Source organism: Christensenella hongkongensis, from assembly GCF_000981035.1.
GTDB lineage: Bacteria > Bacillota > Clostridia > Christensenellales > Christensenellaceae > Christensenella > Christensenella hongkongensis.
Map to the genome: position 1 here is coordinate 133546 of NZ_LAYJ01000078.1, position 14875 is coordinate 148420.

Here is a 14875-nt window from a genome sequence, read left to right on the forward strand (position 1 = left end):
ATTACTCTCCGTATAAATACTTGTGTTGCTGCGGCGTTAAAACGTCTACGTTTCCGCCCATAGCTCTGAGCTTACGTACTGCTACGCTGTAATCGATATCCTCCGGCAGATTCATAAGCCCCGGTTTCATAGAGGCATGGTTTTCCTTAATGTACTTCTGCGCCAGAAATTGCAGCGCGAAGCTCATGTCCATGATTTCAGCCGGATGCCCGTCGCCGGACGCAAGGTTTACGAGCCTGCCGCCCGCTATTACATTCAGTATCCTGCCGTCCTTCTGCACATAACCCTCGACGTTATGGCGCATCTCCACAACTCTTTCGCTGATTTCACCAAGCTCAGACACCTTAACCTCGCAATCAAAATGTCCTGCGTTTGCAAGCAGCACACCGTCCTTCATTTTATCAAAATGACGTTTTACAATTACATCCTCGCAGCCGGTTACGGTTACAAAAATATCACCTAAGGCTGCAGCATCGTCCATGCTCATCACATCAAACCCATCCATCAGCGCTTCTGTCGCTTTGATGTGATCGATTTCTGTAACAATGACTCTTGCGCCCAGCGCAGCCGCACGTTTTGCAACGCCCTTTCCGCACCAGCCGTAGCCCGCAACCACCACCCGCTTGCCTGCCACGATCAGGTTTGTGGTGCGCATGATTCCATCCCACACAGACTGCCCCGTGCCATAGCGGTTATCAAACATATATTTGCACTGCGCATCGTTGACAGGAATAACCGGAATTTTGAGCGTTCCCGCCTTTTCCATTGCTTTAAGCCGCAAAACCCCTGTCGTCGTTTCCTCGCTCGCGCCGATCACACTGTTAAGAAGCTGCGGAAACTCCTCGTGCAGCATTGTAATCACATCGCCGCCGTCATCTACAATGAGGTTTGGCTCTGTTTTCAGTACGCTTCTGATATGTTCCTCGTATTGCTCCGGTGTTTCCCCGTGGATCGCGTAAACATCCGCCCCGCCGGCTGCAAGCGCCGCAACAACGTCGTCCTGTGTTGACAGCGGATTGGAAGCGCAGGCGGCAACCTTTGCGCCGCAGGCCTGAATCACCTGAATGAGGTAAGCCGTTTTTGCTTCCAAATGGCAGCACACGCACATCCTGTAACCTGCGAAGGGCTTTTCCGGCGCAAGCTCCTCTTCAAAGCTGCGCAGCACCGGCATATACCTTTTCACCCATGCTATTTTCTGTTTGCCCGAAGGCGCTAACTTAATATCCCTGATATCGCTCATTTTAATCCTCCAACCAAATCCTTCAGGTAGGCTTCAAAATCATCCTTTAAATCCTCACGGTCAAGCGCAAATTCGCATGTCGCTTTCAGAAAACCCAACTTATCGCCTACATCATAGCGTTTTCCTTCAAACTCATACGCATAAATCGGCTGCGTGGCAAGCAACCGGCACATCGCGTCGGTCAGCTGAATCTCTCCGCCTTTTCCGGGCGGAGTTTGCTCAATCGCATCAAAAATATCCGGCGTCAGTACGTAGCGGCCCAAAATCGCAAGGTCCGACGGAGCCTCTCCCGCGCCCGGCTTTTCAACAAGCCCGGTTACACGGTGCATTCTTCCATCCATGTCATCCGTCGCAATTACGCCATATTTATCCGTATCCTTCATCGCAACGCGCTGCACGCCAAGTATCGACGATCCACTCTGCCCGTAAGCATCCATCAGCTGTTTCAGCGCTGGTTTTTCGCCTTTGACAACATCGTCGCCCAATATAACGCCAAACGGTTCGTTTCCAATGCAGTCGCGCGCCGTCCAGATTGCGTGTCCAAGACCAAGCGGTTCCTTTTGGCGAACATACATCATGTTGACCATATCTGAAATATCTTCAACGATCTTTAAAAGCTCACACTTATTTTTCCTGGTAAGCTCCAGCTCAAGCTCGATCGATTTATCGAAATGATCTTCAATCGCGCGCTTGCTTCTCCCTGTTATGATCACAATGCTTTCGATACCGCTTGCAACCGCTTCCTCCACAATATACTGGATCGTCGGTTTATCCACAATGGGCAGCATTTCTTTTGGCTGGGCTTTCGTTGCGGGTAAAAAACGGGTTCCAAGGCCCGCGGCCGGTATCACTGCTTTTCTTATCTTCATTTTTGCTTAAGCCCTCCGTAATAATCATCCAGCATCTGCTGCATTTTCGCTTTTACAAAACGCCCCATGAGTACGGTCTGCTTGGGCGGTTTTTCTCCTTCCGTTCCCGGAACATCCTTTAGATAAACCGGCTTTCCGACGATCAGCTTCACCTTTTTCTTCTTTGGAAAGACAAATACCAACGGCAGCACCGGCACATTATTTTTAATCGCAAAATGAAAAGCGCCGTTCTTAAACCTGCGTAACTCCTTGCAATACGGTGCGATTTCCCCCTCCGGGTACATATGCACCTTACGTGTGGTATGTGTCAGCGTGTCGTTCATCTGCTCAGAAAAATGTTCAAAATTCTTTAAATCAGACGGCAGCGGCACACCCCTTAACACGCGCACAAGCCCTCCGATGATAAACGCTTCAAAATTATGCTTCAGCGCGACAAAATATGGAGCGCTCGGATAAAAAACATAGGTCAGCATAGGAGAATCCATATTATGCACATGGTTTGCCACAGTGATCGCCGCCGTCTTTTTTACAAGCTTGGCGTTCTTTTTATCGATCACCCCAAAGCCCCAACGAATTTTGAAAAACAAATATCCAAACGGCATTCCAACAAACATTGCAAAATAGTACAAAAACCTCAAAAAAAGATTTTTGGTCATGTACTGGTAGTCCTCATTGAGGTGCAGCTTGATTGGCGCCCACATACGTTCCGCAGGGCCCTTCCTGCGCGTTCTGGCTTTTTCATTGAACTGCGTAGACTCCTGCGGCGCTTCTTCTTTTATCGATTCCTTCTCTTTTATTTTTTCCAGCTCTTCCTGCAAAACAATCATTCCCCAATCATTTTAATCATGACACGTTTTGTTCGCTTTCCGTCAAATTCCCCATAAAAAATCTGTTCCCATGTACCAAAATCGAGCTTGCCTTCCGTAATCGCCACCACAACCTCGCGGCCCATAACAGAACGCTTCAAATGCGCGTCTGCATTGTCTTCGTAGCCATTGTGCGCGTACTGGCTATACGGTTTTTCCGGAGCCAGCCCCTCAAGCCATTTTTCCATATCTGCGTGCAACCCGCTTTCATCGTCATTGATAAAAACGCTCGCCGTAATATTCATGGCATTTACAAGGCAAAGCCCTTCCTTGATGCCGCTTTTTTTTAGCGCTTTTTCCACATTTGGCGTGATATTTACAAACTGCCTGCGCTGGGGCAGGTTCATTTCCAGAACTTCGCGATAGCTTTTCATAAATCCTTTTCCTCCGAAATGATAGATATTATATTATAGCACGTATCACTTATTTTTCCAAGTAAAAAACACCTGCCGCAAGCTTGCGGCAGGTGTGCAAAACACAGTCGTTTCCTTTACTTTTCCCCGGAATCTTCGTCCTTTTTCTCAGGCGCTTCTTCCCCGGTGACTTCCACTTCCACCGTCACCGCCGCATCATCTTCCACAACCTCTTCCACCGCCTCGTCGATTGCTTCCTGAACCGCTTCGTCGATCTCCCTGTCAATTTCCTTTTCCGCTTCGATGATTGCCTCGCCCATAACGGCCATCTCTTCTACTTCATCTGCAATTTCATCTACGCGCTTTTCGATTCTTTCAACGATCTGCGCTTCCTCATCGGTCATTGCCAGCATAAAGCAATCGAATTTACGCCTGCTCATGGTAGCCACATAATAAACTGCCAGAACCAGCGTCGCCACATAAGGAACCGCAGCAAGGATCAGGTACTGGAAAATATACATCGGCTCCAGTTCTCCAAGAGAATCAAGCGCCGCCTTTGCCTGCGAATATAATGTCACCGTGAATGCGATTGACACAATGATCGAAACAATCAGGCTTACCAGTATAACGATATTCGCCGATTTTTTCTCGCCGCTGTCCCATTTTGCGATGAGCGCAACAGAACCGACGACGAGCGCAACCTGCGGAATATATGGCAACAACACGGAAAAGCCGTTTGTTGCAACGCTTGCAAGGCTCGAGAAAAATGCCGCGCCAAGCATTGTCGCCAAAAGAAGGCCCGCCCAAACGAAAATCTTGGCCCATAACTCGCGTTTGTTTTTCAGCAAGAGCACTACCGCCATAAGCGCTGCTGCGGCAATTACAAGCATTCCGCCCGTACTGTAAAGAACATTCGTAATCGTTCCGAAGTCAACCGTGACGCTTCCGCCGGAAGCCTGGGTGGACTCCACAACCGTCGACACATATCCTCCAATCGACGCGAAGTACAAAACACACGCCAACAGGGTTATGATTGCTAAAATAATAAACGGTATTTTATTTGTTTTTTTCGTAATCGTTTCTTCCATAATGAACACTACCAACCTTTCTTATATTCCTTTATTTTTCAATATTTTTCTTTTGATCGTTTTCACGAAGCTCTACCCTGCGTATCTTGCCGCTGATCGTCTTTGGCAGCTCCGTCACAAATTCAATTTCCCGCGGATATTTGTAGGGCGCCGTGGTTTTTTTCACATGATCCTGCAATTCTTTTTTAAGCTCGTCCGTACCCGCATAACCTTCCGCCAGAACGATTGTTGCTTTCACAATCTGCCCGCGCTCCGGATGCGGCACGCCGGTAATTGCCGTTTCCAACACCGCGGGATGCTCCATCAGCGCGCTTTCCACCTCAAACGGCCCGATGCGGTAGCCCGACGACTTGATCACGTCGTCTGCGCGGCCCACATACCAGAAGTAACCGTCCTCATCCTTCCATGCAACGTCTCCCGTATGGTAAACGCCATAATTCCAGACGCGCTTCGTAAGCTCGTCATCCCTGTAATAACCAAGGAACATTCCCGTGGGGATTTCCTTGTCCGTATACACAACGATCTCCCCTGTCTCTCCCGGCGCACAGCTGTCGCCGTTTTCATCGACAATATCAAGATCGTACATTGCGTTCGGCTTTCCCATTGAGCCTGGACGCGGCTCCATCCAGACAAAATTTCCGATCGTAACCGTAAGCTCTGTCTGTCCGTAAATTTCCATCAGTTTGAGCCCCGTCGCCTCCTGAAACTGGTAATACACCTCCGGATTGAGCGGTTCGCCCGCAATCGTCGCATACTTAAGCGACGAAAGGTCGTATTTTGTGAGATCCTCTTTGATGAAATAGCGATAAATGGTGGGCGGCGCGCAAAACGTCGTCACCCTGTATTTCTCGATTTTCTTCAGCAGCTTGTCCGGAACAAATTTATCCATATCATAAACGAAGATACAGGTTTCCGCCAGCCACTGCCCATAGAGCTTTCCCCATGCGCTTTTTGCCCAGCCGGTGTCCGCCACGGTAAGATGCAGGCCTTCCGGATCCGCATTATGCCAGTAAACCGCCGTTACAATATGCCCCAGCGGGTACACAAAATTGTGTGCAACCATCTTGGGCATTCCTGTTGTTCCGGACGTGAAATAAAGCAGCATGATGTCGTCGTTATGCGTCGCATCCTCGCCCACCGGTCGCGCAAACTCGTTGCCATGCTTTTCCATTTCCTCCCAGAACTCAAGCCAGCCTTCCCTTTTTTCCCCTACAATTACTTTCTTTTCCAGCGTTGGAGACTCCGCTTCCGCGGCCTCCACATGCTCTTTGAGCTCATCGTCCCTTGTGCAGACGATCATCTTAACATCCGCCGCATTGTTGCGGTATACGATATCCTTTTTGGTCAGCAGGTGCGTCGCCGGTATTGCAATCGCCCCCAGCTTATGCAGGCCGATGATCGCAATCCAGAATTCATAATGGCGCTTTAGAATCAGCATCACCTTGTCGCCCTTTTTGATCCCCTCCGCTTTGAAGAAGTTGGCTGCCTGGTTGCTGAGCGCACTTATCTCCGCAAATGTAAACGTGCGGTCTTCGTCCCTGTCGTTTGTCCACAGCAGTGCGCGTTTGTCCGGCTTTTCCTTCGCCAGCTCGTCCACCACGTCAAAACCGAAGTTAAAGTTATCCGGGACAATCGTTTTATAATTTGCCGCAAAATCTTCATAGCTTTCAAAGCCTGTTGTGCTGTATTTCTCATATATTCTCATCTGTGGTATCCTCACTTTGAAATAATCGCCAGGAATTTGCAGGGCTTTCCGTCTTCTGCGCGCATTGCGTGCGGCGTGCTTGCGTCAAAATAAACGGTATCGCCCTCATTCAGGCGTATTTCCGCATCATGGATAAAGATCGTCATGCTTCCTTCCACGACATAATTGAGCTCCTGCCCTTCATGCGCGTTCTTTTTAACAGCTTCCGTATCCTTAGGCTCCACCGTCACAAGAAACGGCTCCATGTGCCTGTTTTTGAAAATTGACGCCAAATGCTGGTATTTATACGCTTTCCTGCGCTCCATTTTAAGACCCTCGCCTTTTCTGACAAGGGAAAAGGTTTTGAGCTTGGCGTTATCGCCCGTCAAAAGCTCCGTAATATCAACGCCAAACCTGTTTGCAAGCGTAAATAAAAAACTGAACGAAAAATCCTTGTTCCCGGCTTCATACTCCTGGTATTCCTCCACCGTTTTTCCAGTCAGCTTCGCCATCTCACTGAGCTCGATTTCTTCAATCTCACGCAGCGCACGAATCCTTTCTGCGATTTCCTTGATTTCATTCATTTCGGCCACCATCCTTTAAACGAGAAAAACCCCATGCAGAAGCGTGGGGCGTTTTTGGTTTTATTTTATCTTTACTTCTTCGCTTTGGAACACGACAATGTTTCCATTTTTATCCCAGATAATAGCGTTTCCCGTAAGATTCTGGAAGTGCTTACCGTACGCTTCCTTTACGGCGTCCGGCTGTCCGTCCGATTTCTGATTGTCAAACATGATATTACCGTATACAACGTCCGACCAGTCAGAGCCCACCTTGAACTCCGCCTTGATTTCATTTCCCTGCTTTGTAAACTTCTGGTCTGCGGCTTTCGTCCCGTCTGAATTGAAAACTGCAATTACGCCGTTGGTTCCATCCATCAGGTTTGTCTCGCCTGAAACGATTAAGGTATCGCCATTGAGCTCTGCCTTACACGAACCAGTCACATCAAAAACGGTCGCTCCCTCGTCCGGTTTCGGCTTTTCTATTTGTGCCGGACCTCCACAGCCTGCCAAAACAGTCACCAACGCGACCACAATAACCAATAAAAGTGCTAGTTTTTTCTTCATCTTAATATGTTTGCCCCTTTCGCAAAACGCCAAAAATACCTCATATTAGTATATTAAAAATCCATCGATATGTAAAGGCCTACTTTTTCAGGCTCCCGCTGCTTACACGCAGCATACCGCCGCGCCAGAACCTGCGTGTATCCCACGCGCGCATAAAATCAAAAGAACACTTCGTGCCCCACGTCGCAAAGCTTACCTGCATGCCGCCATCTTCATGGGTTTCGTAGCCCGTGAGGTTAAACCAGTGCCACTCATACTCGTCAAATTCCTTATCCGCATGGCGAAGCATCAGGTACATCACAGGTAGTCCGCGGTCAATCGCCTCCCTGACAAACCCTGCAGCCTCGCGCGCATCCGCAAAACCGTCCATTTTATCGAGCGCCAGGCTGATTCCTGTCGTTTTGACATACTGCATAAACATCCGCTCAAATTTATCGATACTGGTAAGGCCGCCGATCCCCGGATGGATAAACTGGTACACCGTCTCAAAAAAGCGCAGGAAATCCTGCCGGGAAACATGCTCCGGATCATAAGGATACAACCCGCGTAAATGCGGGTAGGTTTTTGCAAGCTGGATACACTGCTCACACGCGCACACAGCGGAACACCCGCCAAGCTTCATCATTTTATGCGTGTGCCAGTTCTGGTCGCCGCCATAGTATGTATCGTCGATTGTCACAAATGCAAGCTCTTTTTTCATACCTTAGATTATATCACACCGGTGTAATTTTTGCTCGCCTATCTTCTTATTGACAAACCCAAACAGATATATGAGAATAGAGAATGGAATACATTTTAGGAGAAAACCATATGAATCATGATTTAGAGATAGCAAATTCAGTGTCAGCTCTTCCAATCGCTGATATTGCAAAAAAATTGAATATTCCGCAGGACGTATTAATTCCCTACGGAAAGGATATCGCGAAAATTCCGCTTACTTATATGGACCAACTGAAAGAAAAACAGCCCGGGCGGCTGATTCTTGTAACGGCGATCAATCCTACGCCTGCCGGCGAAGGCAAGACCACTGTTTCCATCGGCCTTGCGGACGGCCTTGCCAAACTGGGAAAAAAGACCTGCCTTGCCCTGCGCGAGCCTTCCCTCGGCCCTGTTTTCGGGATCAAGGGCGGCGCGACCGGAGGCGGACACGCACAGGTTATTCCCATGGAAGACATCAACCTGCACTTTACAGGGGATATTTACGCGGTCACAACGGCAAATAACCTGCTATGCGCCATGATCGACAACCATATCTATCAGGGAAACGAGCTTCGTATCGACGTAAAAAGCATCACTTTCAAGCGCTGTATGGATATGAACGACCGTGCGCTCAGAAATATTGTTTGCGGTCTTGGCGAACGCACGGACGGCGTTCCCCGTCAGGATGGGTTCGATATTGCGGCGGCTTCAGAAATCATGGCTATCCTGTGCCTTTCCACGGATCTTGACGACCTGCGGCGCAGGCTTGACGATATCACAATCGGCTACAATCTTGACGGCGAGCCAGTCTACGCGCGCGACCTGGAGGCGGGCGGCGCAATGTCCGTCATTTTAAAGGAAGCGATTAAGCCAAATCTTGTACAGACGCTCGAGCATACCCCGGCGCTGATGCACGGCGGCCCGTTTGCCAACATTGCACATGGCTGCAATAGTATCATTGCGACAAAAATGGCAATGAAATTTGCTGATTACACTGTTACTGAGGCAGGCTTTGGCGCTGACCTCGGCGCGGAAAAATTTTTGGATATCAAGTGCCGCAATGCGGACATCTGGCCGGATGCCGTTGTACTTGTCGCAACGGTCCGCGCCCTGAAATATCATGGCGGCGCAAAAAAAGACGAACTGCAAGAGGAGAACCTCGAAGCAGTCGGTAAAGGCATCGTAAACCTTGACCGGCATCTTTCCACGCTCAAAAATGTCTACGGGCTTCCCGTAGTGGTTGCAATCAACCGCTTTGTGAGCGATACTCCAGCTGAAATTGAACTGGTAAAAAAACATGTTGCTTCAGCAGGAGGCAAAGCCGTGCTTTGCGACGTTTGGGCAAAAGGCGGCGACGGAGCGATCGAGCTTGGCGAAGAAGTAATCCAGTCTATCCTGCATCATTCCTCTCCCAGCCATCCATACGATTACGCTGCGCCAATTATGGATAAGATCAACGATATTACCTCGCGCATCTATGGAGCGAAACGCGTCGATTATTCCAAGGCGGCGAAAGCAAAAATTGCCATGTTCGAAAAGCAGGGATATACAAACCTTCCTGTGTGCATCGCAAAAACGCAGTATTCTTTTTCAGACGATCCCAAAAAGCTTGGCGCGCCTGACGATTTTGTAATGGAGGTGCGCGATCTTGCATTATGCTCCGGCGCGGGCTTTATTGTAGCCCTGTGCGGGACTATCATGCGCATGCCCGGCCTTCCAAAAAAACCGGCTGCAACCGGCATACATCTTGACGAAAACGGAAATACAGTCGGCCTGTTTTAAGCAAACCAAAAAGAGCATCCGGCCGGATGCTCTTTTTTTATTTATTTCGGTCCGTGATCCGCTTATACATCAGCGTCTCAATCACGGCAATCATTCCGCAGCGCGACGTGATATCGATTCCGTCGAACGAAATATCGTCCGCAAACACATAAAAATTCAAATCGCTCATATTTTGGATGATATTGTTATCCGCCCTTGTGATGGAAATAATCGTAGGAGTTGCCACAGTGACAATCTGTTCGATATAACGCGCAAGCGTCTGGTTATTTCCGGAATAAGATAATACCATGAGCACGTCGTCACGCTTAATGCGTTTTAATATGGATTTGATTTCGTAATCCTCGATCGGCGTTTCCGCATGGTAGCCAAGCACAGTTAATATCCGGCGCAGGTATTGCGCCACATCGGCACTCAGGCCAATCCCCAGAATATAAACGATTGGATAGCGGTCCATGATACGGTTGAAAAGCTCTATTTTATCGTTGCTGATTACCTTCACCGCTTCGATTACGTTTTTCAGGTAATCCTCCTGGTAATCCTTTTTGCTGATTACATTTGGAATAGCAATATTCTTCGATGTCATTTCCGTCAACCGAATCATCGCCGTAAATTCTGAATAACCGGAGAATCCAAGCTTTTTGACAAAACGAAACAAAGTTGTGGTCGAGACAAAGCAGGCTGCGGCAAGGTCTCGGATGCTCATTCCTTTTACAATGTGCATATTACGCACAACATAATTGAATATCTGCTTTTCCGTATTGGAAAGCGAACTGATCCTCGCGCTTGTAAAATCATAAAAATCCTCTGCCATTGCCCCTCCCGTTGCAATACAATCCTTTTATGTAATCTCAAGCCGTCTATTTGCATTGCCTTTCATTTTTTATGAAAACTGGCTGTTATATAGTCCCGTATAAAAACCGTTCTTTGCCATAAGCTCGTCGTGGCTTCCCTGCTCTATGATATCTCCGTCCTTCATCACAAGAATCACGTCCGCGTCCTTAATCGTTGACAGGCGGTGCGCTATCATAAAGCTGGTCCGTCCATGCGTCAGCTTTTCCATTGCATCCTGAATAAGCTTTTCCGTGCGCGTATCTACCGAGCTTGTCGCTTCGTCAAGGATCAGTATTTGCGGATCCGCACAAAATGCGCGCGCAATCGTCAACAGCTGCTTTTGTCCCTGCGATATATTGCTTGCTTCCTCGTTAATTTCCATATCGTAGCCCCCCGGCAGCGTACGAATAAAGCTGTCTACATTCGCCATTTTACACGCCGCAAGTACTTCTTCGTCCGTTGCATCCGGCTTGCCGTAGCGAATGTTGTCACGAATCGTCCCGGAGTAAAGCCATGTTTCCTGTAGCACCATGCCAAAAAGGCCGCGCAGGTTTTGCCTGGAAATATCCCTGATGTCGGTTCCGTCGATCGCTATGCTGCCACCGGAGAGCTCGTAAAAACGCATCAGAAGGTTAACGAGAGTCGTTTTTCCCGCGCCGGTCGGCCCGACGATGGCAACCTTCTGCCCCGGCTTTACATGCAGGTTCATATCGGAAATCAGTATCTTATCCGGCGTATAGCCAAAACGAACATGGTCAAAAGTAATCTCTCCATTCGTATGGCCAATGACTTTCAGTTCTTTGTTTTCAGGCACCTGCTCGGGCTCGTCAAGCAACTCAAACACGCGTTCTGCCGCCGCAATCGTGGACTGCATCAGGTTAACGATATTCGCCGTCTGTACGATTGGCTGTGTAAACTGCTGCATATACTGAATAAACGCCTGGATTGCGCCAACCGTAAGCGTCCCGTTTGAGGTGAGCACCCCGCCAAGCACACAAATCCCGACATATCCCAGATTACCCACAAAATTTGTAATCGGCATGATAATACTCGACGCAAACTGCGAACGCCGCGCGTCCTCATAAAGGGCGTCGTTCATTTCATCAAATTCTTTCTCCGTACGCTCTTCCGTATTATATAATTTGATAATATTATGCCCGGAGTACATCTCCTCCACATAGCTGTTCACCGATCCAAGCTTGTCCTGCTGACCAATATAATATTTCTGCGACTTGCGGACTACAAGCGAGGACAAATACATTGCAATCGGCAGTACCAGAAGCGCGATCAGCATCATCTGCCAACTGATAGAGATCATCATGACGATAATACCAATAATCGTAAACACCGCCGTAATAAGCTGCGTCATCGTTTGCTGGATTGTCGTGCTGATTCGCTCAATATCCGTAGTGGTGCGCGAGAGCACGTCCCCATGCGTATGCGTATCAAAATAATTAAGCGGCAGCCGCTGTATTTTCCTGTCCACCGCTTCGCGCAAATCAAAAATCGTGTTCTGGGCTACCTTGGCAGTGGTTCTCTGCTGCAGGTACGTAAACATGGCCGAAAGCCCATACACCACTACAAGCGTCGCCAAAATTGAAGACAGCTTCTGGAAGTCGATATTCGCGGAGGAATTATTACCATCCGCGGTGCTCGCGATGCCTGCAAAAATCGTATTGGTCGCTTCTCCAAGCATTTTAGGGCCAATAATCAAAAACAGCGTTCCCAACGCGGCCAGAATAAGCACCGCAAAGAGCTGTTTTTTATAGGGCATGAAAAATCCAAGAAGACGTTTTGTCGTTCCGCCGATATTTTTTGCTTTTTCATCCGGAACCGGTTGTCCTTTTCCGACTTTCACTTCAAAACACCCCCTACGACATCTGCGTACGCGCGATTTCCGCGTAAACGTCACACGTTTTTACGAGCTGGTCATGCGTACCCTGTCCGATAATTTTACCTTTATCGATCACGAGAATGTTATCCGCGTCCATAATCGTATTAATCCGTTGCGCAACAATAATCACCGTTGCGTCTTTTGTATTTTCCTTGATTGCTTTTCGCAGCGTCGCGTCTGTCTTGAAATCAAGCGCAGAAAAACTGTCGTCAAATATATATATGCTTGCATCCCCCGCAAGCGCCCGCGCAATCGCAAGCCGCTGTTTTTGTCCGCCCGAAACATTCGAGCCTCCCTGCGCGATCGGATCGTCGTACTTCGACTGTTTTTGCTCGATAAACGAATCCGCCTGTGCGATACGCGCTGCGCGTTCTACCTGGCTCATAGGCATATCTTCGTTTTCATAAGCAATATTTTCCCTGATCGTTCCAGAAAACAGCACCGCTTTTTGCGGCACATAGCCAATACGGTCGCGGAGCTCGTGTATGTCGTAATCACGAACATCAACGCCGTCTACAAGAACCGCTCCGTCTGTTACGTCGTACAGCCGGGGTATCAGCATAATCACAGATGATTTTCCGCTGCCCGTAGAACCGATGATCGCAGTGGTCTGCCCGGGCATCGCCGTAAAACTGATATTGGAAACCGCGGGGTTTTCCGCATCGCCATATTTAAAAGTAACATTCCTGAACTCCACAACGCCAGATTTTGCCTGCGGTTTTTCGGTATGCTCCTTGTTCCTGATATCAATATCAATATCCATAACCTCGTTGATCCTGTCTGCACACACGCTCGCACGCGGCATCATCGCAAAAATAAGGGACATCATAACAAGCGAATACATGATCAGCACGAGATACTGGATGAACGCCATCAAATCTCCCACTTCCAGAGTCCCCTGCGCGATCTGCTGCCCGCCAAACCATACAACGGCGATCGTTCCCAGATTGACAATCAGCATCAAAAGCGGCATAAGCGTAGACATCAGTACCTGCGAACGAACCGACGTTTTTGTCAAAACCCGGTTTGCATCCTCAAAACGTTTCTCCTCGCGTTGCTCTGCCGTAAATGCGCGAATCACGCGTACGCCGGTGATATTCTCACGCATAACGACGTTGAGTCCGTCAAGCTTGGACTGCATCGAGCGGAATACAGGGAATGCCTTCCTCATAACGATGATCAGAAACACCAGGATAAGAGGCATGCAGGCGATAATAACCCATGCAAGCTGCATGTTTTTTTGTATGGCGAGCGCAATTCCTCCCGCGCACATCAATGGAGCCAGGATTACCACACGAAACATCATAATCGAAAAATCCTGTATCTGCATAATATCGTTGGTGGTACGCGTAGTCAGCGAAGACGTTCCAACTTTATCAAACTCCGCCATTGTAAATTGCCCCACCTTATGGAAAAGCTTTTTACGCACATCCGTGCAAAATCCCACGCCGATCTTCGAAGCAAAATAACCTACGCCGATCGCGCTCGCAGAGCCAACCAGCGTTATACAAAGCATAATAATACCCGTCGTGGTAATGAAGCCGATATCGCCTGCAATCACACCTTTATCTATGATAGAAGACATCAGATTGGGAAGCATCAGCATGGAGAACACCTGGCCCAGCATCAATATGATCATCAAAACCAGTTGCCCGGTATATTTTTTTAATCCTTTGTATAGTTTCAGCAACGTCGGCCCCTCCCAAAATATGTTGATACAAATATTAATTCTATTCTATATGATACTGTCATGAAATTCCATACTTTTTTAATCTATTACGGGAATGCACAAAAAAACGCCGTCAAGCGGCGGCGTTTTAAATTATCATTACAAAAGCGCTTCGATATGCGGAGCAATTTGTTCGGGCGTTGACGTGGGTTCAAAGCGTTCTACCACGACTCCGTCCTTATTCACCAAAAACTTTGTGAAATTCCATTTGATGCTGCTGTCTTTGTCATAATCTTTATTCTCTGCACGCAGAATTTCATCAAGCTTCGCGGCAATCGGATGGGCCGGATCAAAGCCCGCAAAGCCCTTTTGGGATTTCAGGTAATCGTAAAGCGGATCGGCATTTTCACCGTTTACGTCAATCTTTGCCATCATTGGAAACGTAACGCCGTAGTTCAGGCTGCAAAATTCCTTGATCTCTTCATTGGAGCCCGGATCCTGTCCTGCAAACTGGTTGCACGGAAAACCAACCACCACAAGTCCCTTATCCTTATAATCCTGATATAATTTCTCCAGACCTTCAAACTGTGGCGTGAAACCACATTTGCTCGCTGTGTTCACAATCAACACAACCTTGCCCTCAAAGTCTTTCATCGGCTGCGTCCCGCCGTCCATCTTTTTCACACTGAAATCATAAATATTCATGATTGGCATCTCCTGTTCTAATTATTCCTCCACACCTGCATATACAGATATGTGCAGCTTATTTATAA

General features: G+C 48.3%; 14 protein-coding genes. 1 reads left to right on the plus strand and 13 read right to left on the minus strand.

Annotated elements, in window-relative coordinates; all coding sequences use genetic code 11:
- Position 1: 1 nt before the first annotated feature.
- The 9 genes from CHK_RS05715 to CHK_RS05755 form a co-directional block, all read right to left on the minus strand.
- Positions 2-1240: an adenosylhomocysteinase gene (locus CHK_RS05715; protein WP_046443063.1), complete on the minus strand. Its 1239-nt coding sequence runs from the start codon at positions 1238-1240 to the stop codon at positions 2-4.
- Positions 1237-2109, minus strand: coding sequence for a UTP--glucose-1-phosphate uridylyltransferase GalU (galU, locus tag CHK_RS05720; protein ID WP_046443064.1), 873 nt, complete (start codon positions 2107-2109; stop codon positions 1237-1239). The genes CHK_RS05715 and galU overlap by 4 nt, the downstream gene beginning before the upstream one ends.
- On the minus strand, positions 2106-2936 hold the full coding sequence (locus CHK_RS05725) for a lysophospholipid acyltransferase family protein (protein WP_046443065.1): 831 nt from the start codon (positions 2934-2936) through the stop codon (positions 2106-2108). Before CHK_RS05725 ends, galU begins: the two co-directional genes overlap by 4 nt.
- Positions 2933-3349, minus strand: coding sequence for a secondary thiamine-phosphate synthase enzyme YjbQ (locus CHK_RS05730; RefSeq protein WP_046443066.1), 417 nt, complete (start codon positions 3347-3349; stop codon positions 2933-2935). Before CHK_RS05730 ends, CHK_RS05725 begins: the two co-directional genes overlap by 4 nt.
- Positions 3350-3465: 116 nt before the next feature.
- The gene (locus tag CHK_RS05735) at positions 3466-4416 is read right to left on the minus strand and encodes a hypothetical protein (protein ID WP_131924843.1); all 951 of its coding nucleotides are present in this window, start codon (positions 4414-4416) and stop codon (positions 3466-3468) included.
- A gap of 31 nt (positions 4417-4447) precedes the next feature.
- A complete protein-coding gene (locus CHK_RS05740) occupies positions 4448-6115 on the minus strand; it encodes an AMP-binding protein (protein ID WP_046443148.1) in 1668 nt (555 codons plus the stop codon).
- A gap of 17 nt (positions 6116-6132) precedes the next feature.
- Positions 6133-6684 (minus strand): helix-turn-helix domain-containing protein, encoded by a 552-nt coding sequence (locus CHK_RS05745; RefSeq protein WP_046443068.1) that lies wholly within the window; start codon positions 6682-6684, stop codon positions 6133-6135.
- A gap of 60 nt (positions 6685-6744) precedes the next feature.
- Positions 6745-7227, minus strand: coding sequence for a hypothetical protein (locus CHK_RS05750; RefSeq protein ID WP_131924837.1), 483 nt, complete (start codon positions 7225-7227; stop codon positions 6745-6747).
- 79 nt (positions 7228-7306) lie between these two features.
- Positions 7307-7927 (minus strand): hypothetical protein, encoded by a 621-nt coding sequence (locus tag CHK_RS05755; RefSeq protein WP_046443070.1) that lies wholly within the window; start codon positions 7925-7927, stop codon positions 7307-7309.
- A 110-nt stretch (positions 7928-8037) separates the two neighbouring features.
- Between CHK_RS05755 and CHK_RS05760 the strand changes: the two genes are divergently transcribed.
- Complete coding sequence (locus tag CHK_RS05760; protein ID WP_197408915.1) at positions 8038-9708, plus strand: formate--tetrahydrofolate ligase; 1671 nt, start codon at positions 8038-8040, stop codon at positions 9706-9708.
- Between the two features lie 37 nt (positions 9709-9745).
- Here CHK_RS05760 and CHK_RS05765 read toward each other — a convergent pair whose 3' ends face one another.
- The 4 genes from CHK_RS05765 to CHK_RS05780 all read right to left on the minus strand — a co-directional run bounded on the left by CHK_RS05765 (position 9746) and on the right by CHK_RS05780 (position 14807).
- Complete coding sequence (locus CHK_RS05765; protein WP_046443072.1) at positions 9746-10519, minus strand: MurR/RpiR family transcriptional regulator; 774 nt, start codon at positions 10517-10519, stop codon at positions 9746-9748.
- A gap of 69 nt (positions 10520-10588) precedes the next feature.
- Positions 10589-12397 (minus strand): ABC transporter ATP-binding protein, encoded by a 1809-nt coding sequence (locus tag CHK_RS05770; RefSeq protein WP_046443073.1) that lies wholly within the window; start codon positions 12395-12397, stop codon positions 10589-10591.
- Positions 12398-12410: 13 nt separating this feature from the next.
- Complete coding sequence (locus CHK_RS05775) at positions 12411-14123, minus strand: ABC transporter ATP-binding protein (RefSeq protein ID WP_046443074.1); 1713 nt, start codon at positions 14121-14123, stop codon at positions 12411-12413.
- Positions 14124-14261: 138 nt separating this feature from the next.
- Positions 14262-14807, minus strand: coding sequence for a glutathione peroxidase (locus tag CHK_RS05780; protein ID WP_046443075.1), 546 nt, complete (start codon positions 14805-14807; stop codon positions 14262-14264).
- Between the last annotated feature and the right edge of the window lie 68 nt (positions 14808-14875).

What these genes read in the sequence shown, in the direction of transcription:
- CHK_RS05715 (WP_046443063.1), bottom strand. Translation starts at nt 1,240, where the DNA reads ATGAGCGATATCAGGGATATTAAGTTAGCGCCTTCGGGCAAACAGAAA.
- galU (WP_046443064.1), bottom strand. Translation starts at nt 2,109, where the DNA reads ATGAAGATAAGAAAAGCAGTGATACCGGCCGCGGGCCTTGGAACCCGT.
- CHK_RS05725 (WP_046443065.1), bottom strand. Translation starts at nt 2,936, where the DNA reads ATGATTGTTTTGCAGGAAGAGCTGGAAAAAATAAAAGAGAAGGAATCG.
- CHK_RS05730 (WP_046443066.1), bottom strand. Translation starts at nt 3,349, where the DNA reads ATGAAAAGCTATCGCGAAGTTCTGGAAATGAACCTGCCCCAGCGCAGG.
- CHK_RS05735 (WP_131924843.1), bottom strand. Translation starts at nt 4,416, where the DNA reads ATGGAAGAAACGATTACGAAAAAAACAAATAAAATACCGTTTATTATT.
- CHK_RS05745 (WP_046443068.1), bottom strand. Translation starts at nt 6,684, where the DNA reads ATGAATGAAATCAAGGAAATCGCAGAAAGGATTCGTGCGCTGCGTGAG.
- CHK_RS05750 (WP_131924837.1), bottom strand. Translation starts at nt 7,227, where the DNA reads ATGAAGAAAAAACTAGCACTTTTATTGGTTATTGTGGTCGCGTTGGTG.
- CHK_RS05755 (WP_046443070.1), bottom strand. Translation starts at nt 7,927, where the DNA reads ATGAAAAAAGAGCTTGCATTTGTGACAATCGACGATACATACTATGGC.
- CHK_RS05760 (WP_197408915.1), top strand. Translation starts at nt 8,038, where the DNA reads ATGAATCATGATTTAGAGATAGCAAATTCAGTGTCAGCTCTTCCAATC.
- CHK_RS05765 (WP_046443072.1), bottom strand. Translation starts at nt 10,519, where the DNA reads ATGGCAGAGGATTTTTATGATTTTACAAGCGCGAGGATCAGTTCGCTT.
- CHK_RS05780 (WP_046443075.1), bottom strand. Translation starts at nt 14,807, where the DNA reads ATGAATATTTATGATTTCAGTGTGAAAAAGATGGACGGCGGGACGCAG.